Origin of the sequence: Janibacter sp. A1S7 (assembly GCF_037198315.1) — a bacterium.
GTDB lineage: Bacteria > Actinomycetota > Actinomycetes > Actinomycetales > Dermatophilaceae > Janibacter > Janibacter alittae.
The window spans coordinates 692,752-718,546 of sequence record NZ_CP144913.1; the positions used below are offsets into that span (position 1 = coordinate 692,752).

At 70.0% G+C, this 25,795-nt stretch carries 27 protein-coding genes; 18 read left to right on the plus strand and 9 right to left on the minus strand.

Annotated elements, in window-relative coordinates; translation table 11 throughout:
- Window positions 1–13 precede the first annotated feature (13 nt).
- The 4 genes from V1351_RS03445 (at window position 14) to V1351_RS03460 (ending at window position 1,800) form a co-directional block, all read left to right on the plus strand.
- Window positions 14–733 carry a TIGR00730 family Rossman fold protein gene (locus V1351_RS03445; protein ID WP_338752443.1) on the plus strand — a complete coding sequence of 240 codons (720 nt, stop codon included), beginning with the start codon at window positions 14–16 and terminating at the stop codon, window positions 731–733.
- Window positions 730–1,014 carry a DivIVA domain-containing protein gene (locus tag V1351_RS03450; RefSeq protein WP_338750736.1) on the plus strand — a complete coding sequence of 95 codons (285 nt, stop codon included), beginning with the start codon at window positions 730–732 and terminating at the stop codon, window positions 1,012–1,014. The genes V1351_RS03445 and V1351_RS03450 overlap by 4 nt, the downstream gene beginning before the upstream one ends.
- A 102-nt stretch (window positions 1,015–1,116) precedes the next feature.
- Window positions 1,117–1,293, plus strand: coding sequence for a DUF3117 domain-containing protein (locus V1351_RS03455; RefSeq protein ID WP_185990436.1), 177 nt, complete (start codon window positions 1,117–1,119; stop codon window positions 1,291–1,293).
- A 150-nt stretch (window positions 1,294–1,443) separates the two neighbouring features.
- On the plus strand, window positions 1,444–1,800 hold the full coding sequence (locus V1351_RS03460; protein WP_338750739.1) for a hypothetical protein: 357 nt from the start codon (window positions 1,444–1,446) through the stop codon (window positions 1,798–1,800).
- Between the two features lie 53 nt (window positions 1,801–1,853).
- Here the strand turns inward: V1351_RS03460 and V1351_RS03465 are convergent, their stop codons facing one another.
- On the minus strand, window positions 1,854–2,507 hold the full coding sequence (locus tag V1351_RS03465; RefSeq protein ID WP_338750740.1) for an O-methyltransferase: 654 nt from the start codon (window positions 2,505–2,507) through the stop codon (window positions 1,854–1,856).
- Window positions 2,508–2,597: 90 nt separating this feature from the next.
- Here V1351_RS03465 and sigE point away from each other — a divergent pair, with 90 nt between their 5' ends.
- From sigE to V1351_RS03480, 3 genes are read left to right on the plus strand one after another with little or no spacing between them, the layout of a single operon-like run.
- A complete protein-coding gene (gene sigE, locus V1351_RS03470; RefSeq protein WP_338750742.1) occupies window positions 2,598–3,230 on the plus strand; it encodes an RNA polymerase sigma factor SigE in 633 nt (210 codons plus the stop codon).
- A 22-nt stretch (window positions 3,231–3,252) separates the two neighbouring features.
- Window positions 3,253–4,734 carry a S1C family serine protease gene (locus V1351_RS03475; protein WP_338750744.1) on the plus strand — a complete coding sequence of 494 codons (1,482 nt, stop codon included), beginning with the start codon at window positions 3,253–3,255 and terminating at the stop codon, window positions 4,732–4,734.
- A gap of 3 nt (window positions 4,735–4,737) precedes the next feature.
- Entirely contained in the window at window positions 4,738–5,127 is a 390-nt protein-coding gene (locus tag V1351_RS03480; protein WP_338750746.1) for a preprotein translocase subunit TatA, read from the plus strand.
- Window positions 5,128–5,312: 185 nt separating this feature from the next.
- Here the strand turns inward: V1351_RS03480 and V1351_RS03485 are convergent, their stop codons facing one another.
- The 4 genes from V1351_RS03485 to V1351_RS03500 all read right to left on the minus strand — a co-directional run bounded on the left by V1351_RS03485 (window position 5,313) and on the right by V1351_RS03500 (window position 8,989).
- Entirely contained in the window at window positions 5,313–6,455 is a 1,143-nt protein-coding gene (locus V1351_RS03485) for an Mrp/NBP35 family ATP-binding protein (RefSeq protein WP_338750748.1), read from the minus strand.
- 86 nt (window positions 6,456–6,541) lie between these two features.
- Window positions 6,542–7,114 carry a DUF1003 domain-containing protein gene (locus V1351_RS03490; RefSeq protein WP_338750750.1) on the minus strand — a complete coding sequence of 191 codons (573 nt, stop codon included), beginning with the start codon at window positions 7,112–7,114 and terminating at the stop codon, window positions 6,542–6,544.
- A complete protein-coding gene (locus V1351_RS03495) occupies window positions 7,104–8,381 on the minus strand; it encodes a magnesium transporter MgtE N-terminal domain-containing protein (protein WP_338750752.1) in 1,278 nt (425 codons plus the stop codon). Before V1351_RS03495 ends, V1351_RS03490 begins: the two co-directional genes overlap by 11 nt.
- A gap of 80 nt (window positions 8,382–8,461) precedes the next feature.
- Window positions 8,462–8,989 (minus strand): hypothetical protein, encoded by a 528-nt coding sequence (locus tag V1351_RS03500; protein WP_338750754.1) that lies wholly within the window; start codon window positions 8,987–8,989, stop codon window positions 8,462–8,464.
- 111 nt (window positions 8,990–9,100) lie between these two features.
- Between V1351_RS03500 and V1351_RS03505 the strand changes: the two genes are divergently transcribed.
- Both V1351_RS03505 and V1351_RS03510 read left to right on the plus strand, forming a co-directional pair.
- Window positions 9,101–10,171, plus strand: a complete 1,071-nt coding sequence (locus V1351_RS03505) for an HpcH/HpaI aldolase/citrate lyase family protein (protein WP_338750755.1) — start codon at window positions 9,101–9,103, stop codon at window positions 10,169–10,171.
- A 2-nt stretch (window positions 10,172–10,173) separates the two neighbouring features.
- On the plus strand, window positions 10,174–11,037 hold the full coding sequence (locus V1351_RS03510; protein ID WP_338750757.1) for an HpcH/HpaI aldolase/citrate lyase family protein: 864 nt from the start codon (window positions 10,174–10,176) through the stop codon (window positions 11,035–11,037).
- Between the two features lie 67 nt (window positions 11,038–11,104).
- Here the strand turns inward: V1351_RS03510 and V1351_RS03515 are convergent, their stop codons facing one another.
- Entirely contained in the window at window positions 11,105–12,784 is a 1,680-nt protein-coding gene (locus tag V1351_RS03515) for a BCCT family transporter (RefSeq protein WP_338750759.1), read from the minus strand.
- 274 nt (window positions 12,785–13,058) lie between these two features.
- Between V1351_RS03515 and V1351_RS03520 the strand changes: the two genes are divergently transcribed.
- The 4 genes from V1351_RS03520 (at window position 13,059) to V1351_RS03535 (ending at window position 16,577) form a co-directional block, all read left to right on the plus strand.
- Window positions 13,059–13,769 carry a L,D-transpeptidase family protein gene (locus tag V1351_RS03520; RefSeq protein ID WP_338750761.1) on the plus strand — a complete coding sequence of 237 codons (711 nt, stop codon included), beginning with the start codon at window positions 13,059–13,061 and terminating at the stop codon, window positions 13,767–13,769.
- Between the two features lie 156 nt (window positions 13,770–13,925).
- On the plus strand, window positions 13,926–15,125 hold the full coding sequence (locus V1351_RS03525; protein WP_338750763.1) for an acyl-CoA dehydrogenase family protein: 1,200 nt from the start codon (window positions 13,926–13,928) through the stop codon (window positions 15,123–15,125).
- An 82-nt stretch (window positions 15,126–15,207) separates the two neighbouring features.
- On the plus strand, window positions 15,208–15,792 hold the full coding sequence (locus tag V1351_RS03530; RefSeq protein WP_338750765.1) for a general stress protein: 585 nt from the start codon (window positions 15,208–15,210) through the stop codon (window positions 15,790–15,792).
- 44 nt (window positions 15,793–15,836) lie between these two features.
- Complete coding sequence (locus V1351_RS03535; RefSeq protein ID WP_338750767.1) at window positions 15,837–16,577, plus strand: PIG-L deacetylase family protein; 741 nt, start codon at window positions 15,837–15,839, stop codon at window positions 16,575–16,577.
- A gap of 88 nt (window positions 16,578–16,665) precedes the next feature.
- Here V1351_RS03535 and V1351_RS03540 read toward each other — a convergent pair whose 3' ends face one another.
- Entirely contained in the window at window positions 16,666–17,820 is a 1,155-nt protein-coding gene (locus tag V1351_RS03540; RefSeq protein ID WP_338750769.1) for a MaoC family dehydratase, read from the minus strand.
- A 64-nt stretch (window positions 17,821–17,884) separates the two neighbouring features.
- Entirely contained in the window at window positions 17,885–19,387 is a 1,503-nt protein-coding gene (locus V1351_RS03545; protein WP_338750771.1) for an aminopeptidase P family protein, read from the minus strand.
- 119 nt (window positions 19,388–19,506) lie between these two features.
- Here V1351_RS03545 and V1351_RS03550 point away from each other — a divergent pair, with 119 nt between their 5' ends.
- The 5 genes from V1351_RS03550 (at window position 19,507) to V1351_RS03570 (ending at window position 24,775) form a co-directional block, all read left to right on the plus strand.
- Window positions 19,507–20,226 (plus strand): SDR family oxidoreductase, encoded by a 720-nt coding sequence (locus V1351_RS03550; RefSeq protein ID WP_338750773.1) that lies wholly within the window; start codon window positions 19,507–19,509, stop codon window positions 20,224–20,226.
- The gene (locus V1351_RS03555) at window positions 20,223–21,104 is read left to right on the plus strand and encodes a 3-hydroxyacyl-CoA dehydrogenase family protein (protein ID WP_338750774.1); all 882 of its coding nucleotides are present in this window, start codon (window positions 20,223–20,225) and stop codon (window positions 21,102–21,104) included. Before V1351_RS03550 ends, V1351_RS03555 begins: the two co-directional genes overlap by 4 nt.
- A complete protein-coding gene (gene paaZ, locus V1351_RS03560; protein WP_338750776.1) occupies window positions 21,101–22,648 on the plus strand; it encodes a phenylacetic acid degradation bifunctional protein PaaZ in 1,548 nt (515 codons plus the stop codon). The genes V1351_RS03555 and paaZ overlap by 4 nt, the downstream gene beginning before the upstream one ends.
- A gap of 91 nt (window positions 22,649–22,739) precedes the next feature.
- On the plus strand, window positions 22,740–24,236 hold the full coding sequence (boxB, locus tag V1351_RS03565) for a benzoyl-CoA 2,3-epoxidase subunit BoxB (RefSeq protein ID WP_338750778.1): 1,497 nt from the start codon (window positions 22,740–22,742) through the stop codon (window positions 24,234–24,236).
- Window positions 24,233–24,775 (plus strand): GNAT family N-acetyltransferase, encoded by a 543-nt coding sequence (locus V1351_RS03570; protein WP_338750780.1) that lies wholly within the window; start codon window positions 24,233–24,235, stop codon window positions 24,773–24,775. Before boxB ends, V1351_RS03570 begins: the two co-directional genes overlap by 4 nt.
- A gap of 75 nt (window positions 24,776–24,850) precedes the next feature.
- Here the strand turns inward: V1351_RS03570 and V1351_RS03575 are convergent, their stop codons facing one another.
- A complete protein-coding gene (locus V1351_RS03575; protein WP_338750782.1) occupies window positions 24,851–25,714 on the minus strand; it encodes a PaaX family transcriptional regulator C-terminal domain-containing protein in 864 nt (287 codons plus the stop codon).
- Window positions 25,715–25,795: the final 81 nt, after the last annotated feature.

The following is a 25,795-nucleotide window of genomic DNA, read 5'->3' on the forward strand; positions in this document are numbered from 1 at the left end:
GGGGCCCGTCCTCATGCGGGGGCGGCAGGTGCCGAAGACCACCACCGACCAGCGGCTGCTCGACGATCGTGGCCGCGCCGACTGGCTGCACACCGACCCGTGGCGCGTCCTGCGCATCCAGGCGGAGTTCGTGGAGGGCTTCGGTGCCCTCGCGGAGCTCGGCCCCGCGGTGAGCATCTTCGGCAGCGCACGCACTCCCGCCGACTCCCCGTGGTACGCGAAGGGGGTCGAGCTCGGCCGGCTCGCTGCGGAGGCCGGCTTCTCCGTGATCACCGGTGGCGGACCCGGGACCATGGAGGCCGCCAACCGCGGCGCCCGCGAGGGTGGGGCGACGTCCGTCGGCCTCGGCATCGAGCTGCCCTTCGAGGCGGGCTTGAACCCCTACGTCGACCTGGGCATCAACTTCCGCTACTTCTTCGCCCGCAAGACGATGTTCGTCAAGTACAGCGAGGGCTTCCTCGTCCTGCCGGGCGGCTACGGCACGCTCGACGAGGTCTTCGAGGCGGTCACCCTCGCGCAGACGGGCAAGGTCACCAGCTTCCCGATCGTGCTCATCGGGGTCGACTACTGGACCGGACTGCTCGACTGGCTGCGCCACTCCGTCGAGGCCGGCGGCATGATCAGTGACGGCGACATCGATCGACTCGTCCTCACCGACGACCTCGCGGCCGCCGTGCGCCACCTCAAGGACGGCGCCGGTCGGGTCGCCCCCGACGAGACGAACCCGGAATGATCTGGGTCCTGCTCATCCTGGTGGCCGTGCTCGTGGTCGTCGCGACGGCCGCGGTCGTCGCCGGGCGCTTCACCCCTGATCCCATGGCCGATCCGGTCACCTCGACGCCGCACCACGGGCTGCCCGCGGGTACGGTGCGAGCCGGCGATGTCGCGGACGTCACCTTCGACACCGCCCTGCGGGGCTACCGGATGGACCAGGTGGACGACGTCATCGATCGTCTCCAGCAGCGCATCGCCGAGCTGGAGGGCGAGGGCCGGGACCCCCTTCGCCCTGATTAGGCCTCGTGCGGCGGCGGGGTGGATAATGGTGCCCAGCGTCGACGCGAGGGCGTCGAGTGGTCGGCGGTGTGCCGACCACGTATGAATTCGAAGGGAACGCACATGGCGGCAATGAAGCCACGTACCGGGGATGGTCCGCTCGAGGTCGTCAAGGAGGGTCGCGGCATCGTCCTGCGCATGCCCCTGGAGGGTGGCGGGCGCCTCGTCGTCGAGATGAAGCCCGATGAGGTTCTCGAGCTCGGCGAGGCCATCGACAACTGCGACGGCCTGAAGAAGTAGTTCCCGGGAATGAGCCCCGGACCCGATCGGGTCCGGGGCACAGCCGTGTCCGGCCGTTCGGATGATGACACGGGGCTGCCCTGCGGCAGCGGCACTGGTTACGGTGCCCGGATACCGCTGAGAGTGGTCCACGCAGCCGAGGGGACAACGATGAACGCTGGATACGGACTCACCGTCCGTTGGTCACTGACCGAGGCGCCGGAGGGAGTGGCCGACGAGCTGCGCGAGTACGTCGTCGGGACTTCGATGGCCAACTTCATGTTCCTGGACGGGCTGGCCTTCAAGACGTGGCGCATGCGCGAGGGTGAGTGGTTCGAGGGGACCTACATCTTCCAGGCCGCCAAGGACCGGGACGAGTTCTGCGCCGACTTCACCGCCACGGCCGCCGACTCGGCCGGAAGCAGGATCGTCGGCTCGGCTCCGATCGAGATCCAGCCCTTCGAGGTGGTGGCCATCGCGGAGGGCCCGGCCCAGTTCCGCCGAGGGCCCGGACCCGGTACCGCCTGAGTCGAGGACCCCACCCGCAGCGTGTCCCGGGGGGTCGTGGCGGCGCCAGCCGCTCAGCGGCCCCGGGTTCCCGTGTGTCGCTTGACGGCGGCGAGCATGCCGTCCCCCACGGGCAGCAGGCTGGGGACGAGCCGCTCGTCGTCCCGCAGTTGCTTGCCCAGGTCCCGCAGCAGGCTCGTCGTCGTGTCACGCACGGCCGGGTCGGCGACCTTGTCGTGCCAGAGCATGTTGTCGATGGCCATGACCCCGCCCGGACGCAGCAGTCGGATGGCGTGCTCGACGTAGTCGGGGTAGCCCTCCTTGTCTGCGTCGATGTGGACCAGGTCGTAGGCGTTGTCGTTCATCCGCGGCAGCACGTCCAGGGCGCGACCGGTGATGACGCGGGTGCGCTGGCCGACGATCCCGGCGGCGGCAAAGGACTTCTTGGCTCGTGCAGCGTTCTCCGGCTCGAGCTCGATCGTCGTCAGCACGCCGTCCGCCGGCATCCCGGCGAGCAGCCACAGCCCCGAGGTCCCCGCACCGGTCCCGATCTCGACGACGTTCTGCGCCTGCGAGGCGGCTGCCAGCAGGCGAAGGGCGGCACCGCCACCGGTGCCGATCGGCGGTGCCCCGAGTTCCGTGCCGGCATGACGGGCAGCCTCGACGACGTCGTCCTCGGGGACGAACTGCTCGGCGTAGGCGTGGCTGGTCAGCTGGGCGGCGGTCATGGGAGTCCACCCTAGTCCGGTTCGACCGGGCCCATCGTCCGCGCAGTCACATCACAGCCTTCTGTCAGGTTCGACCGTGACGATGGGTCGGTGACCTTCGATGCCGAGACCGCTGCCAGCGCCGGGGACGAGTGGGTCCAGCCCACGTGGAGCGAGGTGGTCGAGGATCACGGGGACCGGGTCTACCGGCTGGCCTACCGGTTGACGGGTGACGTCCATGACGCGGAGGACCTGACGCACGACGTCTTCATCAGGGTCTTCCGTTCGCTCGACGGCTTCGTACCGGGCACCTTCGAGGGGTGGTTGCACCGGATCACGACCAACCTCTTCCTCGACAAGGCACGCCGCAGGCAGCGTCTGCGCTTCGACTCGCTCACCGACGACTTCGCCGCGCTCCTGCACAGCGGCACGGCGACCCCGGAGCAGGTGGTGCTCCACGGCCGTCTCGATGCGGACATCCAGCGTGCGCTGGACGCACTGCCGCCGCAGTTCCGCGCCGCCGTCGTGCTCTGCGACGTGGAGGGTCTGAGTTACGAGGAGGTCGCCGAGACCCTCGACATCAAGCTCGGGACCGTCCGCTCACGCATCCACCGGGGCCGGGCCATGCTCCGTGACAGCCTGCGCCACCGCGAGCCGAGCACGACTCGCGCCCCGCGCACGGAGCCCCGCCGGCGTGGGGGGTCGGGCTTCCCGCTCGCGCGCCCGGTGACCGGGACCTTGTGACCGACAAGGCACAATCATCTGCATGAGCTCTCCGCACCAGGGTGACGAGCCGACCCCACCGGACGACAGCACGGCACCGCTGCCGTCGAGCCCGTACCTGCCCTACGACTCGATCGGGCCGGACCCGTCCGGCGGCGAGAGCCACGGCTCGCAGAGCTACGACGGCCAGCAGGGTCAGTACGACCAGGGTCAGTACGACCAGGGCCACTACGCCCAGCAGGGCCAGTACGCCCAGCAGGGCCAGTACGACCAGCAGGGCCAGTACGCCCAGCCGGGCCAGTACGCCCAGCCGGGCCAGTACGCCCAGCAGGGCCAGTACTACGGCTATGCCCAGCAGTCCCACCCGACGCAGGGACACCCGTACCCGACCGGATCGGGGACACCCCCTGTGGCGTCCGGGCGACGACGCGGTCCGGGATGGTTCGGTGCGGGTGCGTTGGCCCTGGCCGCCGCCCTGATCGCCGGCACGATCGGTGGGATCGGTGGTGGGCTGGTCACCGACCTGCGTGACGACAGTGGTGGTGGACCCACGATCGTCCAGCGTGACGGGAACCCGGGTGAGCGTCCCGAGGGCTCGGTCGCCGCGATCGCCGCCGACGCCGTCCCCAGCGTGGTGACCGTCCGCGTCAACGGATCCGGCGGGTCCGGGACCGGGTCGGGTTGGGTCTACGACGACCAGGGGCACATCGTCACCAACAACCACGTCGTCGAGGCGGCCGGCAGCTCCGGCAAGGTGCGGATCGAGCTCAGCGACGGTAGCCGTCGCGGCGCCGAGCTGGTCGGCCGGGACTCCGCCTACGACCTGGCGGTGCTCAAGGTCGACCCCAAGGGTCTGGAGCCGATCGCGATCGGTAGCTCGGACGAGGTCGTCGTCGGTGACGAGGTGGTCGCCGTCGGATCACCCCTCGGCCTCGGCTCCACCGTCACCGCAGGCATCGTCTCCGCGCTGGAGCGGCCCGTGGCCGCCGGCGAGAGCGGCGACGAGTCCTACATCTCCGCGATCCAGACCGATACGGCGATCAACCCCGGCAACTCCGGCGGACCACTGCTCAACGGCGCCGGCAACGTGATCGGGGTCAACACCGCCATCGCCCAGATCCCGGGCCAGATGTCGGCCTCCGGCTCGATCGGCCTCGGCTTCGCCATTCCGTCCGACGTCGTCGTGCGCACCGTCGACCAGCTCATCAGGACCGGCCAGGCGAAGCACCCGATCATCGGCGTCTCCCTCGATCGGCGCTGGGAGGGCGAGGGCGCCAAGGTCATCGAGGAGGATGACATGCCCGGCGACCAGCCCTCGGTCGTCCCGGGTGGGCCGGCCGACAAGGCAGGGATCGAGCCCGGTGACGTCATCGTCGAGATGGATGGCCGTCGGATCAGCGATCTCGACCAGCTGGTCGTGCGCATCCGCGCCCAGGCCGTGGGGGATAAGGTCACACTCACGGTCCTGCGCGACGGCGACGAGCGCGAGATCACGATGACGCTCGAAGCTGCGGAGGAGAACTAGTCGATGCCAGTCAACGGCTGGGAGTTCGTCCTCCTCATCGTCCTGGCCTTCATCATCCTCGGACCCCAGCGGATGCCCGAGTACGCGGCGAAGCTCGCGCGCTTCGTCGTGCAGCTGCGGCGCATGGCCAATGACGCCAAGGTCCAGCTGAAGGACCAGATGGGCCCGGAGTACGAGGACCTCGACTGGCGTCAGTACGACCCGCGGCAGTACGACCCGCGACGCATCGTCAAGCAGGCACTGATGGAGCCCCTCGAGGATGCCTTCAGCCTCGAGGACAAGCCCGCGTCGACGAGCGCCGCAGCCACGCAGGACACGGCCGACGCGACTGACGCGACGGACACACTGACGACGACGCCGGATGGGGTTCCCTGGGACCCCGAGGCGACCTGAGCCGGCCTGAACCGACCCGCCCGACGAAGTGCTGCCGGCTGCAGTTGGTATTGCCAGCACCACGACGTGCTGCGGCTGACCATACGAACTAGAGCCAGCAGCAGTTCGTTTCCCGGGGCGGCGGCGGACGCGAAGGGGGCCGACCCGCCGCGTGGCAGGTCGGCCCCCTTCGTCAGTGCGCGGGCTCAGCTCCCCGTCGGGGTGAGCCCCAGGCTGCGGCCGGCCAGACCACGCGAGCGTGAGGCGATCCCGCGGGCGATGCCGCGCAGGGCGACGGCCGCAGGGCCGTCCGGGTTGGACGTGACGACGGGCGAGCCGTGGTCGGAGCCCTCGCGCAGCGAGACGTCCAGCGGGATCTGGCCGAGCAGCGGGACGTCGGCACCGACGGTGCGGGTGAGCGAGTCGGCGACCGACTGGCCGCCACCGGAGCCGAAGAGCTCCTGACGGCTGCCGTCGGGCAGCTCGAGCCAGGACATGTTCTCGATGACACCGACCAGGCGCTGGTGCGTCTGCATGGCGATCGAGCCGGCCCGCTCGGCGACCTCCGCGGCGGCCTGCTGCGGTGTGGTCACCACGAGCAACTCGCTGTTGGGGATCAGCTGCGCGACGGAGATCGCGATGTCACCGGTGCCCGGGGGCAGGTCGAGCAGCAGCACGTCGAGGTCGCCCCAGAAGACGTCACCGAGGAACTGCTGCAGCGCGCGGTGCAGCATCGGGCCGCGCCAGACCACCGGCTGGTTGCCGGGGACGAACATGCCGATCGAGATGACCTTCACCTCGGAGGCGATCGGCGGCAGGATCATGTCATCCACCTGCGTCGGCGGGTGGGTCACGCCGAGCATGCGCGGGATGGAGAAGCCGTAGATGTCGGCGTCGACGACCCCGACCTTCAGCCCCTCGGCCGCGAGCGACGCCGCGAGGTTGGCGGTGATGGAGGACTTGCCGACGCCGCCCTTGCCGGAGGCGATCGCGTAGACACGCGTGAGCGAGCCCGGCTTGGCGAAGGGGATCTCCTTCTCCGCCTGGCCACCGCGCAGGTGGTTCTTCAGCTCCGCGCGCTGCTCGTCGTTCATCACACCGAGGGTGACCTTGACGTCGGTGACGCCCTCGATGGTCTTCATCGCCGCGGTGGTGTCGTTGGTCAGGGTGTCCTTGAGGGGGCACCCCGAGATGGTGAGCAGGATCGTGACCGTGGCCAGCCCGTCGGCGTCGACGGCCGCGGATTCGACCATGCCCAGCTCGGTGATGGGCCGGCGGATCTCGGGGTCCTGGACGGTGCTCAGCGCGTCACGCAGCTGCTCGTCGGTGATCGTGGGGTGGGGGGCCATGTCTCCATGGTAGGTCCGGGATCCGGTCCGGTGGACCTGGGTCCGTTCACCGACGGCGTGGGGCGACCACCGGCGTCGGGGCCCGCTCACCAGCGGGGGCCGGGGCCATCCGTCGTCTCGTCCTCGTCCGCGGCACCCTCGCGCTGGCGCACCTCGAGACCCTTGGTCTCCATCTCCTCGAGGAGGTCGCGCAGCTCGCTGCGCAGGAAGTCTCGGGTGGCGGTGTCGCGCAGGGCGATGCGCAGCGCGGCCACCTCACGAGTGAGGTACTCGGTGTCGGCGAGGGCCCGTTCTGCCTGTACCCGGTCCTGCTCGAGGGCCACACGGTCACGGTCGTCCTGTCGGTTCTGCGCCAGCAGGATCAGCGGGGCGGCGTAGGAGGCCTGCAGCGACAGGATGAGCGTGAGCAGGGTGTAGTTCAGCGCCCGCGGGTCGAACTGTGCCGACTCGGGCGCGAAGGTGTTCCACGCCAACCAGACGACGACGAAGACCGACATCCAGATCAGGAAGCGCGGCGTGCCCATGAAACGGGCGAACTTCTCCGACACCACACCGAAGGCCTCGTTCGACATCCCGGACGGGCGGCGAATCAGCTGACGTCGCACCTCCTGGGGGGTGTCGACGCGACTGGTGGACGCGGAGCGGCGGTCAGGACTCATCGCTCACCTCGTGTCGCTCCTCGCGCCAGTCGTCGGGGAGGATGTGGTCGAGCACGTCGTCGACGGTCACGGCTCCGAGCAGCTGCTCCTGCTCGTCCACGACGGGGGCGGAGACCAGGTTGTAGGTCGCCAGGGTGCGGGTCACCCGACCAAGGGGCTCCTCCGGGCGAAGGGGGTCGATCGCCTTGTCGAGGTAGCGCCCGATGCTCTCGTGCGGGGGCTCGCGAAGCAGGCGCTGGATGTGGATCATCCCCAGGTACTTTCCCGTCGGGGTCTCCAGGGGCGGGCGGCAGACGTAGACGGTCGCGGCCAGCGCCGCGGTGATCTCCTCCCGGCGCACGACGGCGAGTGCCTCGGCGACGGTGTCCTCGGGGGCGAGGATCACCGGGTCGGTCGTCATCAGACCACCGGCGGTGTTCTCGTCGTAGCTGAGCAGCCGACGCAGCGGCTCGGCGTCGTCGGGCTTCATCAGCTGCAGCAGCGTCTCGGCCCGCTCGGGTGGCAGGGCCGAGAGCAGGTCGGCGGCGTCGTCGGGGTCCATGGCCTCGAGGACGTCCGCGGCCCGGGCCTGGGTGAGGGTGCCCATGATCGCGACCTGGTCGTCCTCGCCGAGCTCCTGGAGGATGTCGGCCAGCCGGTCGTTGCCGAGGGCGGCGACGACGGCGTCCTGACGATCCGGCGCCAGGTCGGAGATGACCTCGGCGACGTCGGCGACCTTGAGGTCGGCGATCGACTCGAGGAGCTTGACGGCCGAGTGCTCGGCGGCACTCGCCTTGGCGGACAGGCCGGTCACGTCCTCGACGGGGACGGTGAAGGTCTCCCCACGGCGCCGCACCAGCAGACCGCGCCGGGACTTGCGGCCCCCGCGGACGAAGACCTTGGTCACCGACCACGTACGGTTCGGGGCCTGCTCGATGCCCACGTCCTCGACGGTCGCCTCGACCTGCCCGTCGTCGGTGCGCACGGTCACCGGTCGCTCGAGGAGATCGGCGAGCACGAGGGACTCCGTCGCGCGCTTCTCGAAGCGACGCATGTTGACCAGACCCGTCGTGATGACCTGACCACCCTCGACGGAGGTCACTCGCGTCATCGGCACGAAGACCCGCCGTCGGCCGGGCACCTCGACGACCAGGCCGATGGCCCGCGGGCGGCGCGAGGCGGAGAAGGTGATGACGACGTCGCGCACCCGCCCCACCTGGTCACCCAGGGGGTCGAAGACGTTGAGGCTCGCCAGACGGGCGACGAAGAACCGGGAGGGAGCGCTCACGGTTCCCCAGACTAATGGGCCACCGGCCCGAGGCTGCGAGGCCGGCAGGCGAGTCCGCGACCCACCCCCTGCGCAACTGCTCAGGCTCGTGCGGAACGTCGGGTGCGGGCGCGCCCACCCAGGTGCCATGGACGACGGGGGCGGGTGCCCCCTTCGCCCGTCGTGATCGGGGCGTCCACCCGGACGGTGGAGTCCGCGCCCGGCATCCCGGGCGCCTGCAGGGGCGCGCCGTACGGCGCCAGCGACCACAGCGTCGTCCCGGTGCGCCACTGCTCGAGGAGGTCCTGCGGGGCGTTGAGGCGCTCGCCGAGAAGGGAGCCGGCAGCCGACTCCCACAGCGGGTTGCCGGGATCGATCGATCGGGCCCGCGCACGCAGGGTGAGCAGGCGGCCACCGCTGCCCTTGCTGCGCAGGATCAGCTCAACCTCCTCGGGCAGGGGGCCGAGGTCGACCTCCGGGCCGCCCGAGGCGAGGAGCACGTGGTCGGCGAGTTCGTCGTCCCCGGTGGCGAACCACGTGGCCCGGTCGCGTCCGCCCGTCCGCAGCCACAGCACCGTGGACTTGTTCAGCGCCTCGGTGGTCAGGGCGGAGAGGTCGACCTCGCTCATGGGCCAACCATAGGCGGCCCCCGTGATCTGGGTCATGAGCCGCACGAGGGTCGCGCTGCTAGGTTGCGGGCGATACCCCTTGCCGTCTTCCGAGAGGACTCGAGCCACCCCATGCGCAGTGCCAAGGACTTCTTCGCCCCCCTCGCGGTGGGCGCCCCCACGCCCGTGACCGAGGTGCCGGCCCGACCCAGCCGGATGATCCACTTCTTCGACCCGAGCAACCCGAAGATGGCCGCGAAGGTGCCGGACATGGTCGGTGTCTCCGACGTGCTCCTGGGCAACCTCGAGGACGCCGTCGTGGCCGACAAGAAGGAGGCCGCCCGCGAGGGTCTGGTCCAGATCGCCAAGGACGTCGACTTCGGCGAGCACACCCAGCTGTGGACCCGGATCAACTCCCTCGACAGCCCGTGGGTCCTCGACGACCTCACCCGCCTGGTCACCGAGGTCGGCGACCAGCTCGACGTCATCATGGTCCCCAAGGTCCAGGGCCCCGAGGACATCCACTACATCGACCGCATCCTCGCCCAGCTCGAGGCGAAGGGGGGCGTGCAGCGCCCGATCCTCGTCCACGCGATCCTCGAGACCGCGCGCGGGATGGCCAACGTCGAGGAGATCGCCGGCGCCTCACCGCGCATGCAGGGCATCTCGCTCGGCCCGGCCGACCTCGCCGCGGACCGCCGGATGAAGACCACCCGCGTCGGTGGTGGCCACCCCGGCTACCTGGTGCGCCAGGACCCTGCCAAGGGTCTCGACGGCGCCCCCGACTACACGGGGGAGCGCTCGGTGTTCCAGCAGGACCTGTGGCACTACACCATCGCCCGCATGGTCGACGCGTGCGCGATGCACGGCATCTTCCCGTTCTACGGGCCCTTCGGTGACATCAAGGACACCGTCGCCTGCGAGGACCAGTTCCGCAACGCCTTCCTCCTGGGCTGCGTCGGCGCCTGGAGCCTGCACCCGGTGCAGATCGAGATCGCCAAGAAGGTCTTCAGCCCCACCGCGGAGGACGTCGCGCACGCCCGTCGCGTCAAGGAGGCCATGCCCGACGGCCGCGGCGCCGTGATGATCGACGGCAAGATGGAGGACGACGCCTCCTTCAAGCAGTGCATGGTCGTCCTCGAGCTCGCGGAGCGCCTGTCGGCGAACGACCCCGAGCTGGCGACAATGTACGAGGAGGCCTGATCATGAGCGAGTACACCCCCCGCCGCTCGGTGCTGTACATGCCCGGCTCCAACGCCCGTGCGCTGGAGAAGGCCAAGACCCTGCCCGTCGATGCGCTCATCCTCGACCTCGAGGACGCGGTCGGCCCGGACGACAAGCCTGCCGCCCGCGAGGCCGCCTGTGCCGCCGTGGCCTCCGGCGAGTACGGCGACCGCGAGCTGACCATCCGCGTCAACGGCATCGGCACCCAGTGGCACGATGCGGACATCGCGGCCGCGTCCGCGGCCGGCCCCGCCGGCATCGTCGTGCCCAAGGTGAACACCGCCGACGAGGTGCGCGGGCTCGTCGCCGCCATGGAGTCCGCGGGCGCCCCGGAGCACACGAAGCTGTGGGCGATGATCGAGACGCCCGCCGCGATCTTCACCATCCGCGAGATCGCGCAGGCCTCCGACCGGCTCGCCGTCTTCGTCATGGGCACCAACGACCTTGTCAAGGAGCTGCAGGCCGACCACGTGCCCGGTCGCGGACCACTGATGACCTCGCTGTCGTGGGCGCTGCTCGCCGCACGCGAGGCGGGCATCGCCGTGCTCGACGGTGTCTACAACGCGGTCAAGGACATCGAGGGCTTCACGGCCGAGTGCGAGCAGGGCCGTGACATGGGTTTCGACGGCAAGACGCTGATCCACCCCGGGCAGGTGGAGGTGTGCAACTCGACCTTCGCGCCGAGCGAGGACGCGGTCGCGGAGGCCAAGGGCATCCTGGCCGCCTGGGAGGAGGGCGCCGGCACCGGTGTCGTCACCCACAACGGCAAGATGATCGAGAACCTCCACGTGGAGATCGCCCGCCGGGTGCTGTCCACCCACGAGGCGATCCTCGCCCGGTCCTGACCGACCGGCCCGGACGAAGGGGGTGACCCGGCCGACTCGGCCGGGTCACCCCCTTCGTCGCAGCGTGTCAGGTGTCAGCTGGGGTTGAGTTGTCCCGTCGCTCCTCCGCCTCGACGTGCTGCTCGGTGGTGGAGCCGTCGACGGCGGCATTGGGGCCGGCCTTGCGTTGCGCGGCCGCGCGCAGCCCGGCGTACGGTGGCGGCTCCGCCACCCTCAGCCGCTGGAAGTCCTCACTGCGCACGGACATGGACAGGCCGATGGCCATGAGGATGAGCACGATGCAGAACGGCAGCCCGGCCACGATCGACGCGGTCTGCAGCGCCGACAGCGCACTCGTGCCGGAGACGGCGCCGACGATGAGCAGGACCGCCGCGACCAGGCCCTCCAGGACGGCCCAGAACAAGCGCTGCTGCCACTTCGGGTTCGGGTCGCCGCCATTGGTCAGGATGTCGACCACCAGCGAGCCGGAGTCCGAGGAGGTGGCGAAGAAGAGCACCACCACCAGGATCGCGACGACCGAGGCGATGGTCGCGACGAAGCCGGCGACCGGCAGTTGCTCCAGGAGCACGTAGATGCTCTTCTCCGGCGCGGCGTCGGCCAGCGGGTTGTCCGAGTTGGACAGCAGCGCGTCGAGCGCGGAGTTGCCGAAGATCGTCAGCCACACCATCGAGGCGCCGACCGGCGCGAAGAGGGCGCCGGCGATGAACGAGCGCAACGTTCGGCCGTAGGAGATCCGGGCCAGGAACATCCCGACGAAGGGGGACCAGGAGATCCACCAGCCCCAGTAGAACAGCGTCCAGCTGGCCTGCCAGGACTGCGCCTGCTCGCCCCCGTTGGGGAAGGTCTCGAAACTCAGCATCGGCAGCTCCTGGACGTAGGAGCCGACGTTGGTGGCCAGGACGTTGATCAGGTCGCGGGTCGGGCCGAAGACGAACACGAACAACATCAGCGCCAGCGCCAGCCACAGGTTGGCCAGCGAGAGGTTGCGGATGCCCTTGTCGATCCCGAGCATCACCGAAGTGACCGCCACCGCGGTGATGGCCAGGATGATGATGACCTGCACGAAGGTGGTGTTGGGCACCCCGAAGAGCGTGTTCAGGCCCGCGCCGACCTGCTGGCCACCGATGCCCAGTGACGTCGCCAGCCCGAACAGCGTGCCGAAGACGGCGAGGACGTCCACCAGCGCACCGGGCCACCGGTAGATCCGGTCGCCGATGAGCGGGTACAGCGCCGCGGCCGGGCGCAACGGCAGGCCACGGCGAAAGGAGAAGTACCCCAGGGCCGAGCCCAGGACGATGTAGATCGCCCAGGGGTGCAGGCCCCAGTGGTAGAAGGTGTACATCATCGCGTTGCGCGCGGCCTCGGGCGTGCCGCCCTCACCGGTCGGCGGGGTCAGGAAGTGCGTGACCGGCTCGCTGACGGCATAGAAGACCAGGCCGATACCCATTCCCGCGGTGAACAGCATCGCGAACCACGACAGGTTGCCGTACTCGGGCGTGGAGTCGTTCGGGCCGAGCCGGATGCTGCCGTAGCGGCTGAGCATCAGGTAGAGGACGAAGATCACGAACACCGAGGCGCTGAAGATGTAGAGCCACTCGAAGTTCGAGGTGATCTCGTCGTTGACCGCCCCCGCCACCGACGACACGTTCGACGGTGCGATCACGCCCCACGCCAGGAACGCGAGCACGACGACGGCCGCGCCGATGAAGACCGGGGGATTGGTGTGCTGCTTCAGGTACTCACGCATCGTGCGCCTCCTCGATCGTGAACGAGGTGGTCACGGCCCTGTCCCGTCGAGGGCTGGTGTCACAACACGAGCCGCTGGCCAGACGTTCTGGTCCTTTCAGAGTTGCACGACGGCGGCGATCGGACAACGGCTCCCACCCGGTTCGTGGACGGCGGGGCCGCACTCGTCATCCTTTCGTGACCGCGGGCGCGCAACCGTGGGGGGTGTCTGCGGCGTCTGGGTCAGTGAGGGACGAGCCGCAGGGGGGCTCGTCCACGACCGAGGGGGAAGTGCGATGACCACCTACCGGGCACGTCACACGAGCGACGCGGTGGTGGCCTCGTCGCAGCGCCGACTGCTGCTGCGCGGGGGAGTGACCACCGCAGGGCTCACCGGGCTCTGGGCGCTGGGCGCCCCGCCGGCCCTCGCGGCCACGAACCACCCGACGCTCCGGCGGGGCAGTCGGGGTTCGGCCGTCAAGCAGTTGCAGCGCACCATGCGCGCCCGCGGGTACTGGCACACGGGCAGCGACGGTGTCTACGGGCAGACCACCGCGCAGGCCGTCATGGCCGTGCAGAAGGTCCACGGCCTGACCCGGGACGGCATCTGCGGGCCGAGCACCTGGTCGGTCATCGACCGGTTGAGCCGACCGCGCGGGCGCACCAGCAGCGGGACGGTCATGGAGGTCGACCTGTCCAAGCAGGTCATCATCTTCGTCGTCTCGGGACGCACCCGGTGGGTCCTCAACACCAGCACGGGCAAGGCCGGTTGGCGGACGCCACGTGGACGCTTCCGGATCTTCCGCACGGTCAACCGGATGGACTACGGCCCGCTCGGTGCACTCTGGCGGCCCAGGTACTTCAACGGTGGCATCGCGATCCACGGCTCCGGGTCCATCCCCGGCTACCCGGCCTCGCACGGCTGCACGCGCGTGTCCAATGCCGCGATGAACTACGTCTGGGCCGCCGGTCTGGCCCCGGTCGGCCGCCGGGTCTGGGTGTACTGAGCCACCGGCAGGGCGAAGGGGGACGAGCAGGAGGCCTCCCCCCTCGCCCCGGTCGGCGTGGCCGAGGACACCCGTGGACGCCGTGGCGGAGAAGGCGCCCGGCTGGGATGATGGCCCGGATCCCCTGCTCACGATGCGAATGAGGTTAAGACGCGCATGTCCCGACTGCAGACGACCGACGGACTGACCGAGGAGCAGCAGGACCTGCTCAAGCTCGTCAAGGAGTTCGTCGACGAGCAGATCATCCCGGTGGCCCAGGAGCTGGAGCACGCGGATGAGTACCCGCAGACCATCGTCGACCAGATGAAGGAGATGGGGATCTTCGGCCTGATGATCCCCGAGGAGTTCGGTGGTCTCGGCGAGTCCCTGCTGACCTACGCGTTGTGCGTCGAGGAGATCGCGCGTGGCTGGATGCCCGTCTCCGGCATCATCAACACCCACTTCATCGTCGCGTGGATGATCCTCAAGCACGGCACCGACGAGCAGAAGCAGCGTTACCTGCCGAAGATGGCCACGGGTGAGATCCGCGGCGCCTTCTCGATGAGCGAGCCCGCGCTCGGCTCGGACGTCGCCGGCATCAAGACCAAGGCGGTCCGGGGTGACGGCGAGGAGTGGACGATCAACGGCCAGAAGATGTGGCTGACCAACGGTGGCTCCGCCAACCTCGTCGCCGTCCTGTGCCGGACCGACCTCGGCGCGGACACCCCGCACAAGAACATGTCGACCTTCCTCATCGACAAGACCGAGGGCTTCGGTGAGACCGCGCAGGGCGTGACCATCCCCGGCAAGATCGAGAAGATGGGCTACAAGGGCGTCGACACCACGGAGATGATCTTCCAGGACCACAGGACCACGACCGCCCAGCTGCTCGGTGGCGAGCCCGGCAAGGGCTTCTACCAGATGATGGACGGCGTCGAGGTCGGCCGCGTCAACGTCGCCTCGCGCGCCTGCGGGCTGATGATGCGCGCCTTCGAGCTGGGTATCGACTACGCGCAGCAGCGGGAGACCTTCGGCAAGAAGATCGTCGACCACCAGGGCATCCTCTTCCGCATCGCCGACATGGCCGCCAAGGTCGAGGCCGGCCACCAGCTGATGGTCAAGGCCGCCCGCCTGAAGGACAAGGGCGAGCGCAACGACCTCGAGGCCGGCATCGCGAAGTACATGGCCGCCGAGTACTGCGCCGACGTCGTCGAGCAGTCCTTCCGCATCCACGGCGGCTTCGGCTACACCAAGGAGTACGAGATCGAGCGCCTCTACCGCGAGGCGCCGATGCTGCTCATCGGTGAGGGCACCGCCGAGATCCAGAAGATGATCATCGGCAAGAGCATCCTGAAGGACTACCCGGCGAGGGGCTGAGTCCGTCCGGGCGAAGGGGGTGGCTGCGGCCACCCCCTTCGTCCCTGTCCGGGGCCCTGCCGCGAAGTGGGACAATGGGGTCATGAGTACGCAGCCGCACATGGCCGCCCGGATGGAAGACCACCTCGGGCTGCGCTTCCCGATGTCCTTGGTCACCTACGACACCTATGCCGAAGCGCAGCGTGCTGTCGACTTCCTTGCCGACAACGAGTTCCCGGTCGAGGACGTCATGATCGTCGGCACCGACCTCAAGCAGATCGAGCGTGTCCGCGGGCGCCTGACCACCGGCAAGGTGCTCCTCGGCGGGCTGCTGTCCGGCCTGTGGATCGGTGTCTTCGTCGGCCTCGTCTTCGCGATGTTCGAGGGCGGCGAGGGCATCGTCCAGCGGCTGGTCTCCACGGTCCTCATCGGTGCCGTCTTCGGCCTCGTGTGGGCCTGGCTGGGGTATCGCTCCACCGGTGGGCAGCGCGACTTCACCTCGATCAGTCAGGTCGTCGCCTCCCGGTACGAGGTGCTCACCGAGCACAAGCACGTCCAGTCAGCCCGCGAGCTGCTCGCCGAGCTCGACCCGATGCGCGCCGCCCAGGAGCAGGTGCGTCAGCGGCAGGAGCAGGCCCGCGCGGAGCAGGAGCGCATGGACCGTGGGCAGAGCGAGCAGCCCGGCTGACCCGGCCGTGGCCAGATCCGGTATCTGCGGCTAGCGTCGAGGGTGTGACCATCCTGTCCGACCTTGCCGCCCTCGACGAGACCTCCTTCGACTCCGTGCTCTGCGTCGTCGCCCACCCCGACGACATCGAGTACGGCATGGCTGCGGCCGTTGCCGCCTGGACGACGGCCGGCAAGACGGTGCGCTACTTCCTGCTCACCCGCGGTGAGGCCGGGATCGACACGATGGACCCGGGTGACGCCGCCCCCGCGCGCGCCGACGAGGAGCGTGCCAGTGCCGCCGTCGTCGGGGTCGACTCGGTGGAGTTCGGCGACCACCACGACGGGATCATCGAGTACGGGCTGCGGCTGCGGCGCGACATCGCCGCTGCCATCCGCCGTGCCCGGCCCGACCTGGTCATCACGGCCAACCACCACGAGACCTGGGGGCCGGGCAACCTCAACCAGGCGGACCACCGCGCGGTCGGTCTGGCGACGCTCGATGCGACTGCCGACGCCGGCAACCGGTGGATCTTCCCGGAGCTCGTCGACGAGGGGCTCGAGCCCTGGAAGGTGTCCGCCGTCGCGGTCGCCTCCGGCCCGACGCCCAGCCACTACGTCGATGTCACGGGGCACTTCGACGATGCCGTCGAGTCCCTCGAGGAGCACCGGCTCTACAACGCCGCGTTGCCGGAGGACTTCCCGAAGCCGCCGGAGCTGCTGGAGAGCATCCTCGGCGCAGGGGCCGAGCGCGTGCGGGACCCGATGGTCAGGCACGCGCTGCTGCTGGAGGTCTTCTCGCGGTAGGCGCCGCCCTCACGCACGGGTTGTGGACATCGGGCCCGGACCCACCCGAGTCCGATGTCCACGACCGTTGCTGCGGTCGACGCGAGCGTCAGCGTCGGGGGATGAGCACCGTGTAGTCGAGGTCGAGCACGACCTCCGGCAGGTACGTGCCGTCCTCGTCCTTGTACGGGAAGTCCGCACAGGGGGTGTCCTTGGTCGCCACCGTGCGCAGCCGCAGCGCACCGACGTCGGTGCGACCGGGCAGCTCGATCGTCTCGAGCACCTCGGACCAGGCGTAGACCGTGTCTCCGGCGAAGGTCGGGTTGGCGTGCGCGCCGGCGTTGATCGCCGCGACCATCTGCCCGTTGGCCAGGCCGTTGAAGGACAGCGCGCGGGCGAGGCTGATGATGTGGCCGCCGTAGATGAGGCGACGACCGGTCCTCGACTGTGCCTGGGCGTGCTGGTTGAAGTGGACCTTGGCGGTGTTCTGGTACAGCCGCGTGGCGAGCATGTGGTCCGACTCCTCGACGGTCATGCCGTCGATGTGGTCGATGCGCTCGCCGACCTCGTAGTCCTCCCAGAGGAAGGGGCTGCCCGACAGATCCGTGTCGTACTCCCTGCCGGTCAGGTCGAACGGCACGACCAGGTCCTCGGCGGCGACCGCCCCCGGCAGGTCGGGGATGACGGTCTCCGGTGCGGGGGAGGCCGGGTCCTTCTTGTGCACCATGACCCAGCGGACGTAGTCGACGACCATCTCGCCGCGTTGGTTGACCCCGACGGAGTTGACGTGGACGACGCCGGTTTTCCCGTTGGAGTTCTCCTTCGTGCCGATGACGGTCGAGTTCGTCGTGACCGTGTCGCCGACGTGCAGCGGCGCCCCGAAGCGGCCACCGGCGTAGCCGAGGTTGGCCACGGCGTTGAGGGAGATGTCCGGGACCGACTTTCCGAAGACGAGGTGGAAGGCGAGCAGGCTGTCCACCGGCATGCGCTCGAAGCCCATGGCCTCGGCGAAGGTCGAGGCGCTCGTCGCAGCGAAGCGCGGCCCGTACAGGCCGGTGTACAGGGCGATGTCGCCATCGGTCACCGTGCGCGGCGTCGCGTGCCGGATCTCCTGACCGATCGAGAAGTCCTCGAAGTAGTTGCCGGGGACCGTCTTGGTGGACATGCGCGGGACCTTTCGTTCCGACGAAGGGGGATCCCCGCCATCTTCTCCCACCCGAAACGAACTGCTGCCAGCAGCACCTTGTTGAGTCAGCCACACCACGAGGTGGTGCTGGCCATACGAGGTGCTGCCAGCAGCAGTTCGTACGGGAGGGGCGAAGGGGAGGTCAGCGGCCCTGGACGTCGGCGATCCACGCCTCGATCTCGTCGGCGGAGTGGGGCCACTCGCCGGAGAGGTTGCGGCAGCCGTCCTGAGTGACGACGACGTCGTCCTCGAGGCGCACGCCGATCCCACGGAAGCGCTCGGGCACCTTGAGGTCGTCGGCCTTGAAGTACAGGCCCGGCTCGACGGTGAGCACCATGCCCGGGGCCAGCTCGGCGTCCATGTACTCCTCGCGGGTGGCCAGGGCGCAGTCGTGGACGTCGAGGCCGAGGTGGTGGCTGGTGCCGTGGACCATCCAGCGACGGTGGTACTGGCCGTGGTCCTTGTCGAGGGTGTCCTCGACGGAGATGCCCTCGGGCAGCAGCCCCCAGGCGTGCAGGTGCTCGGCGATGACGCGGATGGCGGCGGCATGGACGTCGGAGAACTTCGCGCCCGGCTTCACCGCGGCGATACCGGCGGCCTGCGCGGCGACGACGGCCTCGTGGATCTCACGCTGGGTGTCGGTGAACGTCCCGCTCACCGGCAGCGTGCGGGTGATGTCGGCGGTGAAGAGCGAGTCGACCTCGACCCCGGCGTCCAGCAGGATCATGTCGCCCTCGTTGATGTCGCCGGTGTTCTTGATCCAGTGCAGCGTGTTGGCGTGGTTGCCGGAGGCGCAGATCGAGTCGTAGCCGACGCCGTTGCCCTGGTGGCGGGCGTACAGACCGAAGGTTCCCTCGACCCAGCGCTCGCCGCGGCCACGCTCGGGCAGGCCCGGCAGCTCGCGGATGACCGCCTCGAAGCCGACGCGGGTGGCGTCGACCGCCTCCTGCATCTGCTCGATCTCCCAGTCGTCCTTGACCAGGCGCAGCGTGGACAGCCGGTGGGCGAGTGCGTCGTCGGCCTCGACGAGGGCCTCCTCGCTCGCGCCGCCCTGCACCCGCACGGTGTCGAGCCGGGCCGTCAGGCCCAGGTCGGCGTCGCGGACCATCCGCACGGTGAGCTGGCCGGCGTCCTTGCCGACGGCGTCCTCGAGCTGGTCGACGTGGCGACCGGTGAGGCCGAGCTCGGACTCGATGTCCTCGATCGAGGGACGGGCGCCGACCCAGAACTCGCCATAGCGGGGGTCGTCGAAGAACTCGTTGGAGTCGCGCGATGCCAGGGGACGGAAGTACAGCGAGGCCTCGTGACCGGCCTGCTCGTCGGGGCCGCCGAGGGGCTCCATGACCAGGACGGCGTCCGGCTCGCGGTCGGCGCCGAGCCCGGTCAGGTGCGCGAAGGCGGTGTGCGGGCGGAAGACGTAGTCGGTGTCGTTGGCCCGCACCTTCAACCCGCCTGCCGGCACGACCAGGCGCTCGCCCTCGTGCTCGGCGGAGATGGTGGCGCGGCGCACGGCCGCACGCCTGGCGGCCTCGGTGAGCGCAGGGCGCTCGTCCGACCGTGGTGCCCAGTCCTCGGCGACGAAGGCGCGGAACTCGTCCGTCGTCGGCCGCTTGCGGTTGTCTGCCTGCTTCTGCTCCTCGCTCATGGCCCCATCGTCTCACCGTGTGGCGCCGACCACGCCGGCGCCCGAGCGAAGGTCGACAAAGCAACTAGCGTGACGACACAAGAGTGTGGCATGTTGGGGGCTGACGAAGGGAGTCGACGATGACTACTGCCCTGGTACTGGGCGGAGCCGGAGGGATCGGCGCGGCAGTGACCCGTCGCCTCGCGGCGGACCATGACGTGACCATCACCCACCACGGGCACCCGGAGCGTGCCGAGCAGCTCGTGGCCGAGCTGGAGAAGGGCGGCGCGCGAGCGCGGACGCTCCGGGTCGACGCGACGACGGAGGAGGGCGTCCTGGCCGCTTTCGACGCGGCCGAGGAGGGCGGCGACCTCGCGGTCGTCGTCGACTGCGTCGGCGGGTGGGACTACCCGCGCATCACCGACCTGACGAGTGAGCAGATCAACGACTCCCTCTCGCTCAACCTCGTCTCGGCCCTGCTCGTCCTGCGTGAGGCTGCCCGTCGCGTCGCCGACGGCGGCCGCGTCGTGATGGTGTCCAGCGCCGCCGCCCGGGTGGCTCCGCCCCGGCAGAGCACCTACGCCGCGGCCAAGGCCGGTCTCGAGGCGGCGACCAGGGTCACCGCCAAGGAGGTCGCGAAGCGTGGCGTCACCGTCAACGTCGTCCGGCCCGGCGCGACCGACACCGAGTACATGCGCTCGATCACCAGTGACAAGGCGGTCGAGGCCATGTCCGCCGGCAACGCCATGCGCCGTCTGGGCACCCCCGAGGACATCGCCGGGGTCGTGTCACTGCTGGTCTCGCAGGACGCCCGGTGGATCACCGGCGATGTCATCGACGCCACCGGAGGACTCGCATGAGTCACGGTCGGATCCCCGCCCGCGCCGGGGTCGTCGGCGGCGGACTCATGGGGGCCGGCATCGTGCACGGCCTGCTCGTGGCCGGTGGTGAGGTCGTCCTGCTCGAGCGCGACGAGGCGGCGGCCGATGCGGCCCGCGCCCGTGTCCAACGCTCCTGCGACAAGGGAGTCGAGCGCGGCAAGCTCGCCGACGCGGCCGAGCCGATGGGGCGCCTGACGACGACCACCGACGCCGCAGACCTCTCGGGGTGCGGGCTCGTCGTCGAGGCGGTTCCGGAGGACGAGCAGCTCAAGCGCGAGACCCTCGGGCGTGTCGAGGCAGTCATCGCCGACGACGCCGCCCTGGCGACGAACACCTCGAGCATCTCGCTCGACGCCCTGGCCACCTCCCTTCGCCGGCCGGAGCGCTTCCTCGGACTGCACTTCTTCAACCCGGTGCCCGCGAGCAAGCTCGTCGAGATCGTCATCGCGAGCGCCACCGACGAGGTCTGGCGTGATCGTGCGGTCGAGTGGGTGCGTGACGGCCTGGGCAAGACCCCGGTCGTCGTCGCGGACTCCCCGGGCTTTGCCAGCAGCCGTCTCGGTGTCGCGATCGGTCTCGAGGCGATCCGCATGCTCGAGTCCGGCGTCGCCTCCGCGCAGGACATCGACGCGGCCATGGCCCTGGGCTACGGCCACCCGATGGGCCCGCTGGAGCTCACCGACCTGGTCGGTCTCGACACCCGACTGGGCATCGCCCGCTACCTCGAGCGCGAGCTCGGGCCCCGATTCGCCCCGCCGCAGCTGCTCGTCGACCTCGTCGAGCAGGGACACCACGGCCGCAAGGCCGGCCGCGGGTTCTACGACTGGAACGACGACGCGCAGGAGAAGAACGCATGAGCGAGATCCTCGAGAGCTACATCGCCGGCCGCTGGATCGCCGGGACCGGCGACGGCCGACCGGTGCACGACGCCGTGACCGGTGAGGTCGTCACCAGGGTGTCCAGCGAGGGCATCGACATGGGGGAGGTCGTGGCCCACGCCCGGACGAAGGGGGGCCCCGCCCTTCGCGCGATGACCTTCCCCGAGCGCGCTGCCGCACTCAAGGCCGCGGCGACGAGCGTCCAGGAGGGCAAGGACGAGCTCTACGCGCTCTCCGCCCGGGCCGGCTGCACCGCGCGCGACTCCGCCGTCGACGTCGACGGCGGCATCGGTACCGCCATGGTCTACGCCTCGCTGGGCCGCAAGGGCCTGCCCGAGGGCACCGTCGTCGTCGAGGACGACTTCATCCAGCTGGGCAAGGAGGGGTCCTTCGGCGGTCGGCACGTGCTGACCAGCCCGCACGGCATCTCGCTGCAGATCAACGCCTTCAACTTCCCCGTGTGGGGGATGCTCGAGAAGCTGGCACCCGCGCTCCTCGCCGGGGTCCCGACGATCGTCAAGCCGGCGACGCCGACGGCCTACATCGCCGCCGCCGCGGTGCGGATGATGATCGACTCGGGTGCGCTCCCCGAGGGGGCGCTGCAGATCGTGGCGGGGTCCATCCCGGGGCTCTTCGACGAGCTCGGCGGCCAGGACCACATCGGCTTCACCGGCTCCGCCGGCACCGCGGCCGTGCTGCGCCGCGACCCGGCCGTCACCGAGCGTTCGGCGCACTTCAACGCCGAGGCGGACAGCCTCAACGCGTCCGTCCTGGGTCCCGACGCGGTCCCCGGGGAGCCCGAGTTCGACCTCTTCGTCAAGGCGCTCGTCACCGAGATGACGGTCAAGGCGGGGCAGAAGTGCACTGCCATCCGCCGCGCGATCGTCCCCGAGTCCCAGCTCGCGGCCGTCGCCGATGCGGTCCGCGAGCGGCTCTCGGGCGTCGTCGTCGGCGCCCCGGGGGCGCAGGGCGTGCGCATGGGCGCCCTCGTCGGCACCGACCAGCGTGCCGACGTGCAGCAGGCCGCGCGGCAGATCGCCGACGCCGGCACCGTCGTCTTCGGCGACCTCGACTCGGTGGACGTCGTCGGTGCCGATGCCCAGCAGGGTGCCTTCATGTCACCGGTGCTCGTGCGCATCGACGACGCGGACCGCCCCGAACCGCACGAGGTCGAGGCCTTCGGCCCGGTGAGCGCCCTCATGGGCTTCCGCGATGCCGACCACGCCGTCGAGCTGCTGGCCCGGGGCGAAGGGAGCCTGGCCGGCTCCGTCGTGTCCGCGGACCCGGACTTCGTCTCGGCGATCATCGCCGGGGCGGCGCCCTGGCACGGACGCATCCTCGTGCTCGACCGGGACAGCGCCGCCGAGTCGACCGGGCACGGCACGCCGATGCCCCAGCTCGTCCACGGTGGCCCGGGTCGCGCCGGCGGCGGGCAGGAGGAGGGGGGCCTGCGGGCCGTCTACGCGCACCTGCAGCGCACGGCGGTCCAGGGCAGCCCGGCGGTTCTCGACCGTCTTGGGTGACCTCGGTCGATATTCCACAAAGTATTGTCGTGACGACAGGACATCTGTAGACTGAGGCTCAGCCTCCGCAACGACGCGCCAAGGAGAGAGCATGACGACGACGAACGACCGCATCGGAGCCGCACCGGAGCCGACCGGGCCCACGAGCCCGATCGACTACAGCCAGCGCATCCCCAACAACGTCAACCTCAACGACAACCGCCGCCTGCAGCGTGCGCTCGAGGGCTGGCAGCCGAAGTTCATCGACTGGTGGAAGAACCTCGGCCCGCAGCTGCCGACCCACGACGTCTACCTGCGGACCGCGGTGGCGGTCGGCCGGGACGGCTGGGCGCACTTCGAGCACGTGCCGATGGAGGAGTACCGCTGGGGCATCTTCCTCGCCGAGGGCAACCCCGACCGCGAGGTCAACTTCGGCAAGCACAAGGGTGAGCCGGCCTGGCAGGAGGTCCCGGGCGAGTACCGCGCCGACCTGATGCGCCTGATCGTCGTCCAGGGCGACACCGAGCCGGCCTCGGTCGAGCAGCAGCGCGTCCTGGCCAACACCGCGCCCTCGATCTACGACATGCGCAACCTCTTCCAGGTCAATGTCGAGGAGGGCCGCCACCTCTGGGCGATGGTCTACCTGCTGCACGCCTACTTCGGTCGTGAGGGTCGAGAGGAGGCCGAGCAGCTGCTCAAGCGCAACTCGGGTGACTACGACAACCCGCGCATCCTCGGTGCCTTCAACGAGGAGACCACCGACTGGTTGCAGTTCTTCATGTTCACCTACTTCACCGACCGGGACGGCAAGTACCAGCTCGGCACCCTGAAGGAGAGCGGCTTCGACCCGCTGGCACGGACCTGCGAGTTCATGCTCAAGGAGGAGGCCCACCACATGTTCGTCGGCACCACCGGCGTGCAGCGCACGGTGGAGCGCACTGCCGAGGTGATGAAGGAGAAGGGGGGCACCGCCGGCTTCGCGGACGGTGTCATCCCGCTCGACGTGATCCAGAAGTACCTGAACTTCCAGTTCTCGGTCTCGATGGACCTCTTCGGATCCGAGCAGTCGACCAACGCCGGCAACTACTACAGCTCGGGCCTGAAGGGCCGATGGCAGGAGACCCGGCGCAAGGACGACCACACCCTGCTCGACGACGAGCGCGAGATGAACTACGTCGAGGACGGTCAGATCAAGACCAAGACGGTCCCGATGATCTCCGCGCTCAACCTCGACCTGCGTGACGAGTACGTCGCCGACTGCGAGAACGGCGTGCGTCGCTGGAACCAGGCCCTCGAGGACGCCGGACTCGACGACCGCCTCTACATCCCGCACGAGGGCTTCCACCGCCAGGTCGGTGTGTACACCGGTCACCACGTGAGCCCCGACGGTGAGGTCCTCGACGACGCGGCCTGGGAGGCCAAGGTCGACGAGTGGATCCCGAGCAAGGAGGACCGCGCCAAGGTCGCCGAGCTCATGGTTCCCGAGTACGAGTACGGAAAGTTCGCCGGCTGGATCGCCGAGCCACCGACGGGCATCAACGGCCAGCCGGTCGAGTACGACTACGTCCACCTCGACGAGGAGGGCCTGAAGGAAGCGGGTCTGCTGTGACCTCCCTGACGTGGGAGCACGAGGCCCGGCCCGTCTGGGACGCGCAGAAGGCGAGCATCGCCGCCTCCGCCCCGGACGGGGCGTTGGTCCTCGACTTCGCAGAGGGGGCCGAGCTGCCCGGTGACTGGTTCGTCGCCAGGGACGGCGACGCCGTGGTCGGTTTCGGCTTCCTCGACACGACCTGGGGTGGTGACGCGGAGATCACCCTCGTCGTCCACGCGCAGCGTCGGGGCCAGGGCGTCGGGACCTTCGTCATGGACCATCTCGAGCAGGAGGCCGGTGCCCGCGGGATCAACTACGTCTACAACACGGTGCCCGACGCCCATCCCGAGCGCGACGACGTCCACGACTGGCTCCTCGTACGAGGGTACAAGGGCAGCCAGGGGGACGCCTCGCTGCGCAAGCACGTCGGGGAGAAGCCGAACGCCCAGTTCGGCCCCGTCCAGACCTCCCCGCCGGAGCGGGTTCCCTCGGGCTCGCGTTCCGACGGCCAGGAGGAGAGCGGCGACTACGTGGACGTGGAGTCGCACCGCTTCTGAGGTCGCACCAGACCACGGCCCCGGACGGGCGAAGGGGGCTGGCCCCCTTCGCCCGTCCGGGGGGTGCGGGGTGGGTCAGGTGCGCTCGCCGGCGGCGGTCTCCATGCGGTCCCACTCGCGCTGGGCGAAGCGGTGCCAGCGATCGCGGCGGGTGTGGAAGAGGGTGGCGGCCTGGGGGCCCGGCCAGTCACGGGGGAGCAGCTCGGCCGGCAGGTCGGGGTCGGCGAAGGGGAAGGAACGCCATGCCTGGATGAGCTCGACCTGGGCGACGAAGGCGCCGGCGTCGTCCTCGACGGTCCGCTCAGCGAAGTCCGCCGCGAAGTCGTGGTATCGCGCCCGGACCGCGTCGAGGTCCCACGCGGCGTCGAGCAGCGAGGCCGGGTCGGTGCCGGCGGCCCGTCGACCGATCCACGCGGAGGCACGGTCGGTCAGGCCGAGGTCGGCCAGGGTGGCCTGCACCTCCGCCTCCTTGTCCGCGTCCGGGATGATCCACATCCCGGGAGTCGGGCACCCGAGACCGAGCCAGGTCAGGCGGGTCCGCAACTTGTGTCGGGTGCTGCGCTGGGACTCGGGGACCGCGGCAGCGACGACGAGCCAGCGCCCGTCCCACGTGCGCCTGCTGCGCAGGAAGCCGTAGATGCGCTCCGTGCCCTCCGCGAGGATCGCCTGCCCTTCGGGGGTGACCTTCCACCGCACTCGGCGTCCGTGGCGCTCGGACTCGATCAGCCCCTGGTTCGCCGTGCGGGCGATCGTCTGCCGGGCCGACTTCTCCTCGACGCCGAGAGCGGCGAGCCCGGAGACGAGGGTGCCCGTCCAGGCGGACCCGTCCCGCGGATGGACGAACTCGCCGAGGATCGTCAACAGCAGCGATCGGGCGCTGGCGGCCTTGGCGCGACCACCCGCCGAGGTGGTGGCCCGGTCATCCACGTTCGTCGTCACTGCACTTCTCCTCCGTCGCGGGTCAGGGTGCTCCCGGCCCGTCGCGACCGTACAACGACGCGCGTGCCCCTGCAGGTGGCG

Bases quoted from the DNA above. Each gene is read 5' to 3' on its own strand.
- V1351_RS03445 (WP_338752443.1), top strand. From the start codon at position 14: ATGCGGGGGCGGCAGGTGCCGAAGACCACCACCGACCAGCGGCTGCTC.
- V1351_RS03450 (WP_338750736.1), top strand. From the start codon at position 730: ATGATCTGGGTCCTGCTCATCCTGGTGGCCGTGCTCGTGGTCGTCGCG.
- V1351_RS03455 (WP_185990436.1), top strand. From the start codon at position 1,117: ATGGCGGCAATGAAGCCACGTACCGGGGATGGTCCGCTCGAGGTCGTC.
- V1351_RS03460 (WP_338750739.1), top strand. From the start codon at position 1,444: ATGAACGCTGGATACGGACTCACCGTCCGTTGGTCACTGACCGAGGCG.
- V1351_RS03465 (WP_338750740.1), bottom strand. From the start codon at position 2,507: ATGACCGCCGCCCAGCTGACCAGCCACGCCTACGCCGAGCAGTTCGTC.
- V1351_RS03475 (WP_338750744.1), top strand. From the start codon at position 3,253: ATGAGCTCTCCGCACCAGGGTGACGAGCCGACCCCACCGGACGACAGC.
- V1351_RS03480 (WP_338750746.1), top strand. From the start codon at position 4,738: ATGCCAGTCAACGGCTGGGAGTTCGTCCTCCTCATCGTCCTGGCCTTC.
- V1351_RS03485 (WP_338750748.1), bottom strand. From the start codon at position 6,455: ATGGCCCCCCACCCCACGATCACCGACGAGCAGCTGCGTGACGCGCTG.
- V1351_RS03490 (WP_338750750.1), bottom strand. From the start codon at position 7,114: ATGAGTCCTGACCGCCGCTCCGCGTCCACCAGTCGCGTCGACACCCCC.
- V1351_RS03500 (WP_338750754.1), bottom strand. From the start codon at position 8,989: ATGAGCGAGGTCGACCTCTCCGCCCTGACCACCGAGGCGCTGAACAAG.
- V1351_RS03505 (WP_338750755.1), top strand. From the start codon at position 9,101: ATGCGCAGTGCCAAGGACTTCTTCGCCCCCCTCGCGGTGGGCGCCCCC.
- V1351_RS03510 (WP_338750757.1), top strand. From the start codon at position 10,174: ATGAGCGAGTACACCCCCCGCCGCTCGGTGCTGTACATGCCCGGCTCC.
- V1351_RS03515 (WP_338750759.1), bottom strand. From the start codon at position 12,784: ATGCGTGAGTACCTGAAGCAGCACACCAATCCCCCGGTCTTCATCGGC.
- V1351_RS03520 (WP_338750761.1), top strand. From the start codon at position 13,059: ATGACCACCTACCGGGCACGTCACACGAGCGACGCGGTGGTGGCCTCG.
- V1351_RS03525 (WP_338750763.1), top strand. From the start codon at position 13,926: ATGTCCCGACTGCAGACGACCGACGGACTGACCGAGGAGCAGCAGGAC.
- V1351_RS03530 (WP_338750765.1), top strand. From the start codon at position 15,208: ATGAGTACGCAGCCGCACATGGCCGCCCGGATGGAAGACCACCTCGGG.
- V1351_RS03545 (WP_338750771.1), bottom strand. From the start codon at position 19,387: ATGAGCGAGGAGCAGAAGCAGGCAGACAACCGCAAGCGGCCGACGACG.
- V1351_RS03550 (WP_338750773.1), top strand. From the start codon at position 19,507: ATGACTACTGCCCTGGTACTGGGCGGAGCCGGAGGGATCGGCGCGGCA.
- V1351_RS03555 (WP_338750774.1), top strand. From the start codon at position 20,223: ATGAGTCACGGTCGGATCCCCGCCCGCGCCGGGGTCGTCGGCGGCGGA.
- paaZ (WP_338750776.1), top strand. From the start codon at position 21,101: ATGAGCGAGATCCTCGAGAGCTACATCGCCGGCCGCTGGATCGCCGGG.
- boxB (WP_338750778.1), top strand. From the start codon at position 22,740: ATGACGACGACGAACGACCGCATCGGAGCCGCACCGGAGCCGACCGGG.